The sequence below is a fragment of the Lonsdalea quercina subsp. quercina genome, assembly GCF_000688655.1.
GTDB lineage: Bacteria > Pseudomonadota > Gammaproteobacteria > Enterobacterales > Enterobacteriaceae > Lonsdalea > Lonsdalea quercina.
On sequence record NZ_JIBO01000010.1, the window covers coordinates 1 to 17,486 of the forward strand.

15 protein-coding genes and 2 tRNA genes are annotated in these 17,486 nt (G+C 53.4%); 13 read left to right on the plus strand and 4 right to left on the minus strand.

All coding sequences use genetic code 11. The annotated features are described in order from the left end of the window. Positions 1-281: 281 nt before the first annotated feature. The 7 genes from RZ35_RS10660 (at position 282) to RZ35_RS10690 (ending at position 7,346) form a co-directional block, all read left to right on the plus strand. Complete coding sequence (locus RZ35_RS10660; protein WP_051625554.1) at positions 282-929, plus strand: TetR/AcrR family transcriptional regulator; 648 nt, start codon at positions 282-284, stop codon at positions 927-929. 9 nt (positions 930-938) lie between these two features. After that, positions 939-1,616, plus strand: a complete 678-nt coding sequence (locus tag RZ35_RS10665; RefSeq protein ID WP_026743289.1) for a type 1 glutamine amidotransferase domain-containing protein — start codon at positions 939-941, stop codon at positions 1,614-1,616. A 26-nt stretch (positions 1,617-1,642) separates the two neighbouring features. Next, positions 1,643-3,061 carry a coniferyl aldehyde dehydrogenase gene (locus RZ35_RS10670; protein ID WP_026743290.1) on the plus strand — a complete coding sequence of 473 codons (1,419 nt, stop codon included), beginning with the start codon at positions 1,643-1,645 and terminating at the stop codon, positions 3,059-3,061. Positions 3,062-3,397: 336 nt separating this feature from the next. Beyond that, positions 3,398-4,327: an LpxL/LpxP family Kdo(2)-lipid IV(A) lauroyl/palmitoleoyl acyltransferase gene (gene lpxL / locus RZ35_RS10675; protein WP_026743291.1), complete on the plus strand. Its 930-nt coding sequence runs from the start codon at positions 3,398-3,400 to the stop codon at positions 4,325-4,327. Between the two features lie 299 nt (positions 4,328-4,626). Then, positions 4,627-6,111, plus strand: a complete 1,485-nt coding sequence (locus RZ35_RS10680) for an EAL domain-containing protein (protein ID WP_455709706.1) — start codon at positions 4,627-4,629, stop codon at positions 6,109-6,111. Positions 6,112-6,429: 318 nt separating this feature from the next. Further along, entirely contained in the window at positions 6,430-6,846 is a 417-nt protein-coding gene (locus RZ35_RS10685) for a putative periplasmic lipoprotein (protein ID WP_026743292.1), read from the plus strand. A 170-nt stretch (positions 6,847-7,016) separates the two neighbouring features. Next, a complete protein-coding gene (locus tag RZ35_RS10690) occupies positions 7,017-7,346 on the plus strand; it encodes a hypothetical protein (RefSeq protein WP_235195106.1) in 330 nt (109 codons plus the stop codon). A gap of 130 nt (positions 7,347-7,476) precedes the next feature. On the opposite strand, the gene RZ35_RS10695 is transcribed toward RZ35_RS10690, so the two are convergent. Continuing rightward, positions 7,477-7,566 (minus strand) — tRNA-Ser (locus tag RZ35_RS10695). A gap of 91 nt (positions 7,567-7,657) precedes the next feature. Between RZ35_RS10695 and mtfA the strand changes: the two genes are divergently transcribed. Then, the gene (mtfA, locus tag RZ35_RS10700) at positions 7,658-8,452 is read left to right on the plus strand and encodes a DgsA anti-repressor MtfA (RefSeq protein WP_036153221.1); all 795 of its coding nucleotides are present in this window, start codon (positions 7,658-7,660) and stop codon (positions 8,450-8,452) included. A gap of 107 nt (positions 8,453-8,559) precedes the next feature. After that, positions 8,560-8,635: transfer RNA gene (locus RZ35_RS10705), tRNA-Asn, on the plus strand. Between the two features lie 174 nt (positions 8,636-8,809). Here RZ35_RS10705 and RZ35_RS10710 read toward each other — a convergent pair. Continuing rightward, positions 8,810-9,028, minus strand: a complete 219-nt coding sequence (locus RZ35_RS10710; RefSeq protein WP_026743295.1) for a hypothetical protein — start codon at positions 9,026-9,028, stop codon at positions 8,810-8,812. Between the two features lie 1,109 nt (positions 9,029-10,137). Between RZ35_RS10710 and RZ35_RS10715 the strand changes: the two genes are divergently transcribed. Further along, a complete protein-coding gene (locus tag RZ35_RS10715) occupies positions 10,138-11,832 on the plus strand; it encodes a thiamine pyrophosphate-binding protein (protein ID WP_071999790.1) in 1,695 nt (564 codons plus the stop codon). 292 nt (positions 11,833-12,124) lie between these two features. Here the strand turns inward: RZ35_RS10715 and RZ35_RS10720 are convergent, their stop codons facing one another. Both RZ35_RS10720 and RZ35_RS10725 read right to left on the minus strand, forming a co-directional pair. After that, positions 12,125-13,720 carry an alpha-N-arabinofuranosidase gene (locus RZ35_RS10720; RefSeq protein WP_026743297.1) on the minus strand — a complete coding sequence of 532 codons (1,596 nt, stop codon included), beginning with the start codon at positions 13,718-13,720 and terminating at the stop codon, positions 12,125-12,127. A gap of 191 nt (positions 13,721-13,911) precedes the next feature. Then, positions 13,912-14,826, minus strand: coding sequence for a LysR family transcriptional regulator (locus RZ35_RS10725; protein WP_026743298.1), 915 nt, complete (start codon positions 14,824-14,826; stop codon positions 13,912-13,914). A gap of 171 nt (positions 14,827-14,997) precedes the next feature. Here RZ35_RS10725 and RZ35_RS10730 point away from each other — a divergent pair, with 171 nt between their 5' ends. The 3 genes from RZ35_RS10730 to RZ35_RS10740 are packed head-to-tail and all read left to right on the plus strand — an operon-like array spanning position 14,998 to position 17,485. After that, positions 14,998-15,774 (plus strand): 5-oxoprolinase subunit PxpA, encoded by a 777-nt coding sequence (locus tag RZ35_RS10730; protein WP_026743299.1) that lies wholly within the window; start codon positions 14,998-15,000, stop codon positions 15,772-15,774. A 29-nt stretch (positions 15,775-15,803) separates the two neighbouring features. Next, positions 15,804-16,052: an acetyl-CoA carboxylase gene (locus RZ35_RS10735; protein WP_026743300.1), complete on the plus strand. Its 249-nt coding sequence runs from the start codon at positions 15,804-15,806 to the stop codon at positions 16,050-16,052. Positions 16,053-16,105: 53 nt separating this feature from the next. After that, complete coding sequence (locus RZ35_RS10740) at positions 16,106-17,485, plus strand: acetyl-CoA carboxylase biotin carboxylase subunit (RefSeq protein WP_099049269.1); 1,380 nt, start codon at positions 16,106-16,108, stop codon at positions 17,483-17,485. Position 17,486: the final 1 nt, after the last annotated feature.

Sequence of the window (17,486 nt, forward strand, 5' to 3'; positions counted from 1 at the left end):
CCCGAAGCCCAAAGCCCAAAGCCCAAAGCCCAAAGCCCAAAGCCCAAAGCCCAAAGCCCAAAGCCCAAAGCCCAAAGCCCAAAGCCCAAAGCCCAAAGCCTATTTGCTCCTTGCCCTTTGCCATCATCTGGCGTTGCCCACCTATCTTCCGCGGTACTCCGCCTGTGTTCAGAAACCTAACGCGTATAGCCGGCAGGCGCTTTGTCCGCTGGTATCCGCCCCTCTCAGTTCACTTCCACTCATCACTAGACGACCGGTCTATTTAATGTTAACTTAGTGTTATGACTTCGATAAGCAAGACGAAACAGACCCGTCAACAAATCCTCGATACCGGCCGTTTATTGGTGTTGCGTCAGGGTTTTGTCGGCGTCGGCCTCAAAGCGATTCTGGATGCCTGCCACGTGCCTAAGGGATCGTTCTATCACTACTTTGCTTCCAAAGAGCAGTTCGGTTGCGAATTGCTCGCGGATTATGTCAATGAATATCAGCAGCGTCTGGATACGCTGCTCAGCGCAGAGTCGGGAAGCGGTCGCGAGCGATTAATGCGTTACTGGACCGCGTGGATAGACGATCCGCTGCTGGGCGGCTGGGCTGAACACTGCCTGGTGGTCAAGCTGGCTGCGGAGGTCGCCGATCTCTCCGAAGCTATGCGGCGGACATTGTGCGACGGCGTGTCACACCTGGTGGCGCGTATCGCCGAGACGGTGGGCGAGGGGCAAGCGGATGGTTCGTTACGATTGTCCCTGCCGCCTGCGGAAACTGCGCAAACGCTGTATCAGCTGTGGCTGGGCGCCGCGCTATTGTCCAAGCTGGGCAAGGATAAAGCGCCGTTGTACCAGGCATTGATAACTACCGAATTATTACTTCCCCCCGCAGGGGGCCTTAAGGACGCCGAAAAGGTTAGCGGCGTATCTTTATCCTCTTTTTAGGAGTCTTGTATGAACATTCTGATGGTATTAACGTCGCACGATCGCCTTGGTAATACCGGCAAGAAAACGGGTTTCTGGTTGGAAGAGTTTGCGGCCCCTTACTACGTCTTCAAGGATGCGGGTGCGGCAATCACATTGGCGTCCCCACAGGGCGGGCAGCCGCCGCTGGATCCGGTCAGCGACGCACCGGAAGCGCAGACTGCCGCGACAGAACGTTTTAGGCAGGATACGGACGCTCAGAACGCGCTGAGCTGTACGGCGAAACTGGCTGAAGTCAATGTGGCCGACTTCGACGCGGTGTTCTATCCCGGCGGACATGGGCCTCTGTGGGATCTGGCGGAAAGTGCCGACTCCATCTCGCTGCTTGAAGCGTTCGACCGTGCAGGGAAACCGCTGGGGCTGGTCTGCCATGCGCCTGGCGCGTTGCGTCACGTTCGCAGTGCCGACGGCGAACCGCTGATCAAAGGCCGCAAAGTAACCGGATTCTCGAATAGCGAAGAAGCCGCGGTACAGCTGACTGAGGTGGTTCCGTTCCTGATTGAAGACGAATTTAAGCAGTTGGGCGGGCGCTATGAAAAAGGCGCCGACTGGCAGCCCCATATTGTCACCGACGGCCTCCTGACCACGGGCCAAAACCCGGCGAGTTCAGAAGGGGTCGCCCAGGCTTTGCTCAAGCAGCTGGCCTAACCCGCATTTTTATTTCGGAGTGAATCATGAGTTCTTCATTAACTGCGGCCTCTCTGGCCGCCACCGTCGCAGACATGAAACGTGCGCACGTGCAGGACGGGCCTGCCAGTAGTGAATTGCGCCGCGACCGTATTGAGCGCGCCATTCAGTTGCTGACTCGCCATCATCAGGAGCTGGAAGCGGCGGTTCGCGCCGACTACGGCCACCGTAGCCCTTATCAGACCGTCATGGCGGATATTCTGGGAACCGTGAACTCGCTGAACTACGCCCGCGAAAATCTGGCTCAGTGGATGCAGCCTGACGAACAACCCGCGCCGGGGCCGGGTATGCACGCGCGCGTGCAATATCAACCGCTTGGGGTGGTCGGCATTATCAGTCCGTGGAACTTTCCGCTGAATCTGGCGTTTCGTCCGCTGGCGGGCGTCCTTGCCGCCGGTAACCGTGCGTTGATCAAGCCTTCTGAGCTAACGCCGCGCACGGCTGAACGGCTGGCGGACTTGGTCGCGCGTTACTTCGACCCGCTGGAAGTGACGACCGTGCTGGGTGATGCGGACGTCGGCAAGGCGTTTAGCGCGCAGGCCTTTGATCACCTGATCTTCACCGGCAGCACCAGCGTCGGCCGTCACGTCATGCGAGCGGCCGCGGAGAATCTGGTGCCTGTGACGCTGGAACTGGGCGGAAAGTCACCGGTGATGGTCGATACCGATGCCGATATCCAGACGGCGGCCGAGCGCGTGATGACGGTCAAGACGTTTAACGCCGGACAGATCTGCATGTCGCCGGACTATGTGCTGCTGCCAGAGTCCGCTCGCGATGCATTTGTGACGCATGCGCGTGCCTTTATCGCTGAAACGTTCCCAACGTTGTCGGATAACCCCGATTACACCGGCATCATCAGCGATCGTCACTTTCAGCGGTTGCAGCAGCTGCTGGCCGATGCGCGTGAAAAAGGGGCCACGATCATCGAACTTTCCGCTGAAGGTGAATCGGGCGTCGCACTTCCGCAGCGTAAGCTGCCGCCAACGGTAGTGTTAAACGTGACTGACGATATGTTGGTTATGCAGGAAGAAATTTTCGGACCGATTCTACCGTTGAAAACCTACGTTAATCCGGAAGAAGCTGTTGCCTATATCAACGCGCATCCGCGTCCGTTGGCGGCCTATTACTTTGGTCAGGACCCGGTGCGTCAGCGTGAATTCAGCGAGCGCACGACGTCCGGCGCATTGGTGGTGAACGACATCATGACGCAGGCCACAATCGAAAGCGTGCCGTTCGGCGGCGTGGGCGCGTCCGGCATGGGCGCCTATCATGGCATCTACGGCTTCCGCCGCTTTAGTCATGCCAAAGCGGTGGTGGTGCAGAGCCACGGCGGCGAATACAATCTGCGGATGCGCGCGCCTTATGGTCCGAAAATGGCGGAGCTTGAATCCGTACTAAAACCTTAATCGCCCGAACCGCCTTCCTTGGGCCGTGGATTTCCTGCGGCCCACATTCTCTCCTGTCCTTACGTTAATCACTCAGCAACGTGGGGTCGTGACCTAAGCTGAGCTTTCTACCGCGCAGAACAACTCCGCGCGTGTTTTCCCTTCTGCCACCACGGCTTATTTGACCGTTGTATGAAATGTGTCGTTGCGCGCATTCAGCTCGGAATTAACATCTTGCAGGACTGTCAAAACATTCGATGATGCAACGCGATGGTTCTGTACCGAGAGGTCCGAGTTGTTGGAGCCACCGATATTCAATGATGTTGTCATGTTCTGATCGTGAAGGATATAGCGTTTATGGTGACCCGCTCTAGACTGCCCTTTTTCGTCCGTTACGCGCACCCCAGACATTGGCCGCTGTGGTTTGGTCTGGCGGTGTTGTATCTGCTGGTGCTATTGCCTTATCCCCTGCTGGTGCGTCTTGGCGACTGGTTGGGGCGGCGTTCTATGCGTTTTTTGAAACGACGGGTCAGCATTGCCCGGCGTAACCTTGAACTGTGTTTTCCTGACATTGACGAGCGCCAGAAACAAATCAAATTGACCGAGCATTTTTCGTCGCTCGGCATTGCGCTGCTGGAAACCGGGATGGCCTGGTTTTGGCCGGATAAACGCATAAAAAAATGGTTCGACATCATCGGACTGGAGCATTTGTATAACACGCAGGATCCGCACAAAGGCGTCATGGTGATCGGCGTACATTTCATGACGCTGGAGCTGCATTTCCGTATTCTCGGCCTCTGTAAACCGATGATGGTTATGTACCGTCCGCACAACAGCGCCATTCTGGAACGAGTGCAGAAGTGGGGGCGGTCCCGGTCGGGCAATGTGCTGGTGAACCGCAAAAATCTGATCAGCATGGTACACACGCTCAAACGCGGTGGCACGGTGTGGTTCGCGCCAGATCAGGATAACGGGCCGAAAGGCAGCGTATTCGTCCCGTTTTTTGGCGTAGAGAAGGCGGCGACCTCAAACGGCACTTTCACCATCGCGCGTCTGGCTCAGCCCAAACTGGTGACCGCCGTCGTCATTCGTAAACCGGCGGGGCAGGGGTATCAGCTAGTCGTTTCCCCGGCGCTCGAGCACTATCCCTATGACGATAGCCTGGCCGCCGCGGCCTATATCAATCGGGCTATAGAACGTGAAATCATGAAGGCGCCGGAGCAATATCTTTGGCTGCATCGGCGTTTCAAAACGCGTCCGGCGGGCGAGCCATCGCTGTATCTCTAGTCTGAAGCATGCGAGGCATCGGCTGCCTCGCGTCACTCCCCCTGTCCTGATAAGTATATCGGCTGTGACGTTTGATCACGTTTGGTCAATATGTCGTGAAGATATGCGGTGAAATTGGAAATTTCCCGTAAATACGCGACATCAACAGTGATATTCGCGGGATTGATTTAAAGATATATCAATAAACTTCCATGAAGTGATGCCGATTAAAGGGCGACGAGTTGGGATTTATCAAGGCCGGGGAAGTCAACATGAAGTCAATCAATAAAATGATACTAGCGATGGTTGTCGCTGGGATTATGGGGGGGATATTGATTTTGTTGCTCCTGAGCCAGCGGGTGATAGCAAAAAACGATCAAAAAAAATTGCAAGATTTTGCCGAAGCCATAATGAAGCGTTCCGATGACGTCGTCACGGAATCCAATACCGCGATCAATGAAGCCTACGCATTGAAGTATCCTCTCTGCTCTGAAGATGATTTATTTCAGCTTCGCTACATGGTTTATAAATACCGCTATATTATCGACCTCGGCCGAATACAGAACGGCGAATTGTTATGTACCGCCGGGCGAGGCGTGCTGTCAACGCCCATCACGCTACCTGAAACAGACGTTCAAAAAATGGACGGCACCCAGCTTTGGACCGCCGTAAGAGGCCTCTTTGATCCCCGCATTCAGACAGATATCGCCAGCCGCAAAAACGTGGTGGTATTCACATCGCCCGATGCCTTTCGTAGCTTTTCTTATCCCCTGAAAGGTTACGGCGCGGTGTTAACGTCGGCGGACGATAGCCACGTGTTTCAGACTTTTGGCAATAAAAGCGTGACGCCGNCCCGCTATGAAAGCTCCTGGCTCGCTCAATATCGCCAGTCTTACCTGTGCAGTAAACTGTATGAAATCTGTATTCATGCGCGGCTGAGCGCCTCCGGCGTATTACAGATGCCTGCCTATATGATCTCGGCTATCTCGTTGTTGGGCGCTATATTAGGCGGCTCGCTGACGCTGGTTATTTTTCTGTTGCTCGACATTAATCGTTCTATGACCAAACAGCTGCGTCTGGCCGTCAGCCGTAAAAAGCTTCATGTGAATTACCAGCCGATCATTTATCTTAATGATGAAAAAATTATCGGCGTCGAAGCACTGGCCCGGTGGACAAATAAACAGGGGCAGCTCGTGTCTCCCGACGTCTTTATCCCCATAGCGGAAAAACAAGGAATTATCGGTGATATCACGCGGCATATCACCCAGCGCTCGATTGCCGAGATGCAAAGCGTTTTATTAAGTAACCCGGAGTTTTACCTCAGCATCAATCTGGATATCTCCGACGTTCTGGACACCGATTATCAGACGTACCTGAATGAGCAGGTCGCGCATTTTGGTGTGACGCCGAAACAAATTATTCTGGAGATCACGGAGCGTTCGACGGCCAATTATGCGACGCTGGCGAAAAGGTTATCAGAGCTGCGTGCGCAGGGATATCGTATTGCCATCGACGATTTCGGTACGGGTTACTCTAATTTTTCGTATCTCTCCAGCCTGCCGTTTGATGCCTTGAAGATCGACCGAATGTTTACCGAAGCCATCGGCACCGACTCCGTCAACGCCCGCATGGTGGATTTACTGTTTACGATGACGTCGATGCTGAAGACCTGCGTCATTGTCGAAGGGATTGAAACGGCCGAACAGGCCGCCTATGTCAAAGAACATTGCCAGGACGCCGTGGGACAAGGTTGGTACTATGGACGACCTATGAGCGCGACAAGGCTAAAAGCGTTACTGTTATAATGCGGCGGCCGGGATGAATTCGTTACTGTATTCAATGCAAACGTCGATGCGGTAAAACAATGAGCGATTCAGGCGGAATAAGAGGAATTAACGGTGCTGTAAGAAAACGCAATGGCGATAAATTGCGCAAATTATCATAGTGAACTCTTTGTGAAATATGATCATGGCTGGATTCATATCGCAATAATTATTTTCCACTCCCTCCGCCATTGTGAATAAATATCAGTGACGCTTTAGGATGACTCGCCATGAAATATTTGGTAATATTTTTTAGCCAACACAGGCTAAATATAAAACCAGTTAAAGAGTCATTCGCAAATGAAAAAATTAGCAGTCTTTGCTTTATCTGCAGCAATATTACTTTCTGGATGCGCAACTATCGTTGGAGAACGATCTCAGGTGGTCAACGTTGATAGTCATCCCACTGGCGCAAAATTCTCGATACAGGATGAAACCGGGCAAGTCGTCGTCACCGGTAATACGCCTCAAAACGTAGTTCTGGATAAATCTAACGGACATTATTTTGGTGGGAAAAACTACCTAATTACATTCACAAAAGAAAGTTATCAGCCGCTGACGTTGCCTGTTCGATCATCTGCGAACGGATGGTATATCGGCGGGAACCTGTTATTTGGCGGTCTTATCGGCTACTTGCTGGTGGATCCTTTCAACGGCGGTATGTATACGCTTCACCCCAAAGCCGCCAATGCCCAGTTAACNCCTCAAGCGCAATAAAGTCTTTTTGCACTCTTGCGATAGGCTTCAATAATAAATCCTTAATAAGAGCAGCGCATGAACTGCTCTCCATCTATGTTGGGTAAATGATAATGAAAAAACTATTTTTTCTATTTTTCGTATTAATATTGAGTGGATGTTCCAGACCGCATGGCCCTGCAGAATATATATTGGATCAAACCATCATCACGCCAAATAATCAGGTCAAGCAGACCAAAGTGACCGTGACTCGAAATAAACAGTTTATCGGTAGCGGGAGTGGCGGTCACTGTAAGTTCGTGGTCGCGGTTGATGGCAAAGAAATTGCGTTGTTAAGACAAAATCAGTACGTCACCGCCTATCTGAATAACGGCCTGCACAAACTGAGAGTGAGTAACGAGTGCACAGTAGCGTCAATGGGTATGAGACGGACCGTGGATGTGCTTGCCGACGGCACCGAGCAGGAATATCTGACGGAAGTCGGTATCTGGGGCCAGTACCGGCTGTGGCGTACGCAGTAACTGCGATTAACCAAGCCTTGATAAGCAGAAAGAGCCGGCGTAGCTTCGTTAGAGACGATGCGCCGGTTTTTTCGGACTAACTCCGCGGGATTTTTATCACAGAAAGGGATTGGGATAACTGCTTGAATGATGGCGGAGAGAGAGGGATTTGAACCCTCGGAGGGATGACTCCCTCAACGGTTTTCGAGACCGTCCCGTTCAGCCGCTCCGGCATCTCTCCACGGAGGGCGACTATGATGCCCGTTTTCGGCGCATTTTAACAGCCCTATCCACGTCTTTAGACCTAAGTGACGACATAGCGAGCAATATGCATGAAGTGGCACTGGAAAACCTCATCGCCTTCGCCTGAAGAGGGGGCCGCGTGGCAGCCAGCACTGTCTATCCCACTGCTGGCGCCGCTGGACGAACGCGAGCGGCGCCAGCTGGTCAACCTCGCGCAGCAGTTTCTGCGGCGAAAGCGACTGGTGCCCTTGCAGCATTTTGAGTTGGATGCGTTGATGCGGCAACGCATCGCGCTTTTGTTTTGCCTCCCCGTGATGGAGCTAGGCATCCATTGGCTCGACAGCTTTCATGACGTCCTTATCTATCCTTCGCCGTTCATCGTGACGGACGAATGGGAGGACGATATTGGCCTGGTCCNCTCGGGGGAGAGCGTCCAGTCTGGTCAAAGTTGGGAGCAGGGGCCGATCGTGCTCAACGGACAGGATATCCAGGACTCCTTCGATCTGTCGGGATTCAATCTGGTGATCCATGAAGTCGCGCATAAGCTGGATCTGCGTGGCGGACGTGAAGTCAGCGGCGTTCCACCGCTTCCGCTGCGTGAAATAGCGCGGTGGGAGCAGGCGCTCCATGGGGCGATGAGCGAACTACTGGAGGAGATTGACCTGGTGGGAGAAGAGGGGGCTAGTATGGATCCCTATGCTGCGACCGATCCCGCGGAGTGTTTCGCCGTGCTGTCCGAGTATTTTTTTAGCGCGCCCGAACTGCTCTATGAGCGTTTTCCCGTGGTCTATGACGTGTTCACGCGGTTCTACCGACAGACGCCACTGGAGCGTCTACAGCGCTGGCGAAAAGGAGCTAAAGCCGCCTCATCGCATAACTATTGAGCATAAAAACGCGGAATTGAACAGAGGCTAATCAGTTGGGATATAAACGCGATTTTGGCGTTGACAGCCCAGAGTGACCCAGATACTATGCGCCCCGTTCACACGATTCCTCTGTAGTTCAGTCGGTAGAACGGCGGACTGTTAATCCGTATGTCACTGGTTCGAGTCCAGTCAGAGGAGCCATATTGAGAAAAGCCCGCTTAAGGAAACTTAAGCGGGCTTTTTGCATTACATCAGGCGATGTTTCTTCCCTCGGCCTGGCAGGCTTTTAAAACGGTTCCCTGTTCGACCGGGGTTAAGTAGCGGCCTGTTTCAGTATTCATCTGTTTCCATGAAAAATATAGTTAAAATAGAGGGTTAGACGCTCTTCGCCGCCGCATCCTTCTCGGTGCACCCCATGTAGTAAATATCATTGTTCACCAGACGCGTTAATGAACAGTTTTTGGTTTTCACGCTGATGGCAGCGTCAAACGTAAACTTCTGGACCCGAGGACCGGTGATGTCCGTTTCGCTGCCTTCATACTCTCGCATACTCTTGAATGTTGCTGTGGTGACTTTTTCTAAGAAGATATTCATGGATTCAGAGAAGCCGTCCTGGACTGCTCCCGCCCCGGTAAAGGAACCTGCCCTGGATTGCTGCCCCTATATCCCGGTTTCGCGCGCCGTCACACCACGCCAATAATGCCGATGTTTACTGCAATCTCGTCGGTGAGCATGGGCAACTCAGTCATCAACATCTTTTTTTTTTAAGCGACGGCGTCGGTATAACCTACGTCTGGGGTTGATGAGCCAGTGCGCATATAAAACGTCCTTTTTGTGGAAACTTTGTCGTATTTTGAGGGCGAATTTGCCAATATTTAGAACCTTTAAATCCCACCTTTCGGTGCTTTTCACCTCTGCCCAGTCTGGGCTAAACCCAGTTTTTTCACCGACAGACGTCAGCCTTGATGCGTGCGCATTCTCATCGCGCTTCGCTTCTTTGGGGCGGTCGTCTGAATCAAGGCGTGATGTCCTCAGAGGGGCTAAATAGGCGATCGACCACGTCAATCAACCTCAATACTGTCGCAGAGCCACATGATCGAGGTTTCAACACGGAGCCATCTGTATGACTAAGCTCCTTTTTCTGTAGATGTTGCCCGGGCAGGAGTGAGTGAATCAGAAAAATAGAAGTATTAGGCTTGGGCTATCGGGGACAACGAATAATTCTCCGCCTGTTTCATTTTTTTGATTGCGGAATGTTTCAATGCCTAAGCATTTTACGAAAGGTTTTCGCTAATAATGAGTAATTATAATTAAGCCATGATTTTATGTTCTCTTTAGACTTGAATGATTAGGGCATAGATATATATATTGAGGACTCCTGTTTTTGACTCATTTGTATATTCGCCTTTATGAGATTTTGGGTGGATTAGACCATGAGTTTCAGCCGGTTATTTTTGTTGCATTGTTTTCTCGCTTAAAATTAAGTTATCTGGTTTCTTAATGACAAGAAAAAACGACAACATTAATGAGATTATTGAAAACAAGGAGGAATTCAGCGATCTCCCGATCGTCGTCAGCATTTATTACCTATCCTCGCGTATTGGCGACGGATGAGCGGTAATAAATAAAGTGCGCCTCGCCTAATTATTTTTTTTGAAATATATTCTGTAATGTTTAAATTATGCGACAAATGAGGATCGTCTATGGAAGGAAAATCACAGAAGACAGTGGCGGAAATCCTGGTCAGACATTTAGAGACTGTCGGGGTGGATGTCGCCTTCGGTGTTTCAGGGGCTTATATATCCCCCGTATGGAAGGCTCTGTCAGAGTCATCGATCAGAACCATTCATTGCCGACATGAAACTGGCGCGACGTTTTGTGCTTCTGAATACAGCTTGTATCATCACAAGCCTGCCGCCGTCTTCACCACCGCGGGACCGGGTATCACCAACGCATTAACGGCAGCGCGAACGGCAAAGCTTGATGGCGCTAAAGTAATATTCATCGCCCCGATTACCACGGCGCAAAGTAATGGATTGTGGGGGTTGCAGCAAACGACGGTAGAGGATGTCTTTGCCCTGCAAGGAGAAGGGATTTCGGGATACTTCGATCGTGTCGTGTGTATCGATGAAAAAGCAAAATTGAGTGAAGCGATTGACGCCATCAATCATTTCAACGTTTCTCAGGGCCATGTACTTGGAATCTTCATTCTTCCCAATATTCAGAAGTCAGATATTGCAGAAGAGGAATACAACAAAAAATCATCCTATACGCCCCCACCGGTCGTTCGCCAAGATACGGGCGCTCTGGCCGCGCATCAGCAAAAAATAGCAGAAGTTTTGGCTGCGGGCGATGCCATTATCTGGAATGGCTTTGGATGTCTCGACGCGTCGGATGTATTAACGCGACTCGCCATTGAAACCCAGACGGCGGTTATGTCTACGCCTCGTGGTAAAGGTATCTTCCCTGAAAACCATCCGTTATACCTGGGCTCCACCGGTTTAGGTTGCGATGAGCCAGCACTTCTTTCTGCCATTAATCAGCTGTCGTTAAAATCAATGGTTATTTTGGGAACGCGGTTGGGGGAATCCAGCGCGCATTATCTCCAAAATAAAATAAAAGGGATTAAAGTCTTTTATGTCAGCCTGGAAAATGCGGATATTAAAAATAACCTGCCTCCAGAAACTGAAGTTATCCATGCCGAACTGACAACCTTTCTACAGGGCGTCTACGAGAAAATAAAAACGCTGCCTCTTGCTCATCGGTCAACCGCTCTTCACCCGCTTGAATCATCTCAACGTGAAGTCCCGGTCAAGAGCAACGATGGCGTGGTCAGTCCAGTCGATGTCATGGCCGCCATTCAAAAAGTAGCGATTGATGAACACGACTGTCTGGTGGCGTCCGATGCCGGCAACTCGCACGTTTGGGCAAACCGATATTTGCAGTTTCAAAAGCCCAATCGTTATCGGGTCAATTCCGCGTTGGGAACCATGGGGCATTATGCCTGCGGCATTGTCGGGCTGGCGATGTCGGGGAAAGTCACCGTCGGCATCATCGGCGATGGTTCTATGCTGATGAATAACGAAATCAGTACCGCAGTGCATCACCGAGTCCCGGCGATTTGGGTGGTATTAAATGATGGCGGCTACAACATGTGCAGGCAGGGGTTGAACTCGGTTGGTTATCCGGCGCTGGATTGCGTGATTCCAAAGGTGGATTTCGCTATGTTCGCTCATGCGCTAGGGGCCAACGGTGTCAGTGTCACGAGTCGTGCCGAGTTGGAAAACTCGCTACGTACGGCGATCAACCAAGCGGTTCCCACGGTCATAGATGTCTGCATAGACAGGGACGTGCTGCCGCCGGTATTGGGACGACAAAACGCCGTCAAATCGCTGTAAATCAGTTATCACCGTGAAGTTAAGCATCAAGCCTGCGGATGTTCATCCCTGGGAGACGTAGACGAAGGTTTATTCACCACCTCTTTGCGAAGAGAAGGGCGTAAATCCAGGGCGAGAGGTCTCGCGGTTCTCTCTGAGGCGAGTTCAGGCGTTCATATTTACCCGCCTCGTGAGGACTCTCCGGGGGTGGCCGCTATCGTGCCCGAGGGCAGCCTATTACCGTATTCCTCGGTAATAGGCTTTCTTGGTTAGCGTCCTGTCTGCCGCGACGTCTCACTTCCTTGTTAACCTTCTATTCCAGACTGACCACCACCACGGATTTCGCGGGGATGGTGAGATTCAGTACCGACCCGTCGATTTTGCCGCCGTGAAAGACCTCGGGATGAATGGCTTCAGCCTGACCGGGGACGTTATGCGCATCCGACGCCGTGCTGGTCAGCACCTCTCCCGACACTGTTTTCACGTTCAGCGCCCCCAGTTTGATGGCCAGACCGTAGCCCGCGTGCTGGTTCATATTCGCGACGCCGATGTATATTTTGCCGTCTTTCCCTCTGGCGGCGGAGACATTAAAGGCCGGGAATGTGCGCCCGCCATAGGTCAGCTGAGGGGCTTTCACCGTTAACGGGATCGCGGTCGAATCCTGGAACGGCACATACATTTTGTAGGCATAGTAGGTTGGCGTTAACGCGATTTTATCGCCTGCTGTCAGGATCATCGCCTGGAGCACGTTAATGGTCTGCGCGATGTTGGTCATCCGCACGCGGTCGGTATACTGGTGAAAAATGTTGAAGTTGGCGGCCGCCAAAATGCCGTCCCGCAGCGTATTCTGCTGGAAAAGATGGCCGTGGTAGGTGCCCGGCTCGACGTTATACCAGGTACCCCATTCGTCGACGAACAGGCCGATGCGTTTTTCCGGATCGCGCTTATCCATGACGGCGATATGCTGGCGAAGAATGTCATCCATGCGTAGCGTCTGTTGGAAAATCGCATTCCACTGTTCATCGGGGAAACCGGTGGCGGACGCCTGATTGCGGTTCTTCCAGTCGCCGGTGAGCACGGTATAGAAGTGCAAAGAAATGGCGTCCAGATGCGCGCTGGCGTTTTTCATGACAACGTCGGTCCAGTTCGTGTCGTCATTATTCGCGCCGGACCCGACGCGCATTGCCGTATTGTCGTTATCGTTATGGAAGTTGGTGCCGTTTTTATGGAACAGTGCGCCAAAGCGGCGTAATTCGTTCGCATAGTATTCGGGCGTCATGTTGCCGCCGCAGCCCCAGCTTTCATTGCCAATGCCGATAAACGGCACGTCAAAGGGCGCGTCCCGACCGTTAGCGCGTCGTTCGTTGGCCAGGCTATCCCGGTCTTTGGACGTGAGATATTCGATCCATTCGCGCATCTCCGTCGGCGTGGACGAGGCTACATTGACGGAAATATACGCCTCCGCACCGATCTGCTCGGCGAAATCGAAGAACTCATGCGTGCCGAACGCATTGGTCTCCGGCGTGCCGCCCCACCAGTTATTCTTACGCACCGGGCGTTTGTCGCGGGGACCGATGCCGTCGCGCCAGTGATATTCATCTGCAAAGCAGCCCCCAGGCCAGCGAACCACCGGCACTTTGATGGCTTTCAGCGCGGCGACCACATCGTTTCTGATGCCGCGCGTATTGGGGATAGGCGAGTCGGGACCGACCCAGATACCATCATAAATGCCTCGTCCCAGATGCTCGGAAAACTGACCATAGATGTAGCGAGAAATCGGCGGCCCGGGATGGTCGGCCTGTAACGTGGCTTCTATTCGGCTATGGTCGGCGGCGGACGGCGAGCCGAACGGTAGGGCCAGCGCGGCCAGCGTGNCGCTCATTATTCCTGTTAACCTGATTTTTTTCATAGACACCTCGGTGATGGCGCAAAAAAAAAACCTGAACGGCCTCTGGTAAGAGCACCCTTCAGGTTTTGCCTGGCCGGCGGCCAGTGACAATCCAACGGAGATGGAGGAAGGCTACGTAAATTGCCGTGCCGCGGCTGTTAGACGGGTCACACTTCCGCCGTTTCCACAGGCGTGGCGACTTTGTACCGTGGTCAGCGGCGGTTCAAATTAAGCTGCGGCGTCAGAAAGGCGCTGCGGAACCACAGTCGGAAAGCGTTCATCGACGGAGTGAAGGTCGCGTCTTTACGCCACGCCAGCCCAACGTTCATGGGATGCAGATTGTCGGTCAGCGCACGGGTTTCGATCCTTTTACCTTCCAGCGACCACGGGCGATAGACCAGGTCGGACAGGATGGCGACGCCCAGCCCGTCGGCTACCATGCTGCGCACGGCTTCGACGGAGCTGGTCCGCAGCATCACGTTGGGACGCTGCCCGCTTTCTTCCCAGTAGCGCATCGCGCTATGGTCGGCTTCATCGACGGTCAGCATGATAAACGGCTCTTTGGCGACATCCGCGAGCGTGAGATGCGGTTTGTCGCACAGGGGATGACGGCTGGGCAGCCAAAGACGGCGCTCTGAATTAAACAGCGTTTCCGAGGTGATGCCCGGGAGCGTGAGGTTAGCGGTCAGCACCAACGCGATGTCCAGCGAGCCATCCAGCAGACCGCGCTCAATATCGATGCGCTCCCGCTCGTAGAGATTGATATTCAGATGGGGAAAGGCGGAAGAGAGCCGCTGCAAATGATAGGGAAGGAAATACCCCATCACCGTGTAGGAGGCGGCCAGATTCAACTGGCCGCAAATTTGGTCGTCCGTCGAAGGAATATGCAGCGCATCGTCCACGCTGCGCAGAATGGAGTAGGCATGGTGCAGAAAGTGGGTGCCGGTCTCCGTCAACGTCATGCCCCGCACCGAACGCCGGAACAGCGGCTTCCCCAACAGGCCTTCCAGCTCCTGAATGGCGCTGGTCACGCCCGATTGCGAGATATTCAGATGTATGGCGGCCTGTGATATTTGCCCCATTTCCGCCGTGGCGACGAAGTATCGAATCTGGCGTAGCGTCAACATGCTCTTCTCCGGTATGAGGGGCTGAAATCCGTCCGGCGTCGTCACCGGGATAGGGCTTCATTTAGCGATCTCTTTTTTCGATGGCTTGCTATCAGAAAATAATGCTATTCGTCTGTAAAAAACTTCCCCTATATTATTTTTAAATCAATGAGCTACCAATAATAAAATAGTATGACAAAACACATCGATTTAAATTCTGATATGGGCGAAGACTTCGGGTCCTGGGTAATTAACGGCAATATCGATCAAGAAATTATGTCTTTCATAAGTTCTGCCAATATTGCCGCCGGGTTTCATGCCGGCGATCCCACCGTGATGCGTAAAACCATCGAGATGGCGAAATATTACGGCGTCGCCATCGGCGCGCATCCCGGCTACCGCGATTTAATTGGGTTTGGCCGCCGAAATATTGCCATGCAACCGGATGAACTCGTTAACGATATCGTTTATCAGCTAGGCGCATTGCGGGAATTGGCGCGGTTATATCAGATGGAGTTACAGCATATAAAACCGCACGGCGCGCTCTATATGCATCTGGCTAAAGAGGAGGCCTCGGCGCAATGCTTTGTTGACGCGCTGCATCGCATTGCGCCGGATTTACTGCTGTATTGCATGCACGGCAGCGCCGTATGGCGAGTGGCCCAGGCATTGCAACACCCTGTTATCTGTGAGTTTTATGCGGATCGCGACTATGACCTGAGCGGATCTATCGTCTTTACCCGTCGGGTGGGCGCGCTGGACCCGGACGAGGTAGCGAAAAAGGTGCTGCGCGCGTGTCAAGACGGCGTCGTGCGTACCGTCGAGGGACAAGATATTCCTATCGTTTTCGAGTCGGTCTGCATGCATAGCGATACGCCGGGCGCGCAAACGTTGTTAAAGGCGACCTGCGAATTATTAAAGGCGTCGTCTATTGAAATTACAGCACCAGAAAAACAACGCGTGTTTTAAAAAATAATGCCGTATCAGGAGTGATTAATATGAAAAATGATGAAGTTTATTCTCCTTTGCCGGGGGTTTTTTACCGGCAACCTGCGCCCGAAATGCCGCCTTTTACGAAAGAGGGCGATGATGTTCAGGAAGATACGGTGATTGGCCTGATTGAAGTCATGAAACAATTTACCGAAATGGTGGCGGGACATTCAGGAAAATTAATTGAATTCAAAGTTGAAAGTGGTGATTCGGTCGAACCCGGACAGGTTATAGCCATTATTAAAAAGGATCGCTAAATAAAAGTTTTTATTATCGCTGAGCGTTTATTTCAATCACCGCGGAAGTGGAGATATTGATGCCGATAAATAAATTATTGATTGCCAACCGAGGGGAAATTGCCGTCAGGATCATTCGCGCCGCTCAGGCGCTGGGGATCCCAACGGTGGCGGCGTGCAGCGAGGCGGACGTTGCCTCGCTGCCGGCGCAACTGGCCGACGAATACCGCATCATCGGCGCGGCCAGGGCCGACCAGAGCTATCTGAATTCGCAGGCGGTGCTGCAAGCGGCGCGGGAGAGCGGCGCGGATGCCATCCATCCTGGGTATGGATTTTTGTCGGAAAACGCGGCGTTCGCCGCCGCCGTCGGTGAAGCCAGCATGATTTTCGTCGGGCCGACGGCGGCGGTGATCCGGTCGATGGGGGACAAGGCCGCCGCCCGTCGTACCGCGCAAGCGGCGGGCGTGCCGGTGGTGCCGGGATCGGAGCAGGATATCACCACGCTCGACGACGCATTGCAGGCCGCCGAGCGTATCGGCTATCCGTTGATGATCAAAGCAGCGGCAGGCGGGGGCGGGNGAGGCATTCGCATCGTGCCGTCAAAGGAAGCGCTGCAAGCCGCTTTTCCGCTGGCGCAGCAGGAAGCCAAGGCCGCCTTCGGCTCCGGCCGGGTCTATCTGGAGCTGTTTATCGAACACNCCCGCCACATTGAAGTCCAGATCCTCGGCGACGGCGAACGGGTGGTGCATCTGTTTGACCGGGAGTGCTCGCTGCAACGGCGGCGCCAGAAACTCTTCGAGGAAGCGCCGTCTCCCGCGTTGACCGACGCGCAGCGCCAGGCGCTGTGCGACAGCGCGGTGAAGCTGGCGCAGAGCCTGTCTTATCAGGGCGCGGGCACGCTGGAATATCTCTTCGATTCGGCCACCGGCCGCTTCTACTTCATTGAAATGAACACCCGCATTCAGGTTGAACACCCGGTGACGGAAATGGTCACGGGCGTCGATCTGGTGCAGTGGATGCTGCGTATCGCCGGGGGCGAAAAGCTGACTTTACGGCAGGAAGCGATCGCGTTGAACGGTTCGGCCTGCGAGATGCGCATTAATGCAGAAGATCCGGAACGCAATTTCTTCCCCTGTCCCGGCACGGTAACGGACGTCAATTGGCCGCAGGGCGCGGGCGTACGCGTCGAAAGCCATTTGTTCGCCGGCTATCGTATCCCGCCGTATTACGACTCGCTGGTGGCGAAACTGGTCATCCACGGCGAGGATCGCGCACAGGCTCTGTCCCGCGCGGCCGACGCGCTGGCGGAACTGCGCATCTCTGGTATCACCACCACCCAGTCGTTGCATCAATGGCTGCTGGCGGACGCGCGCCTGCAGGCGGCTGATTTTACCACGACGGCGCTGGAGCGCTGGCTGGCTGAACGGGCCGCCGCAGCCGCTCAGGAGGTATGAC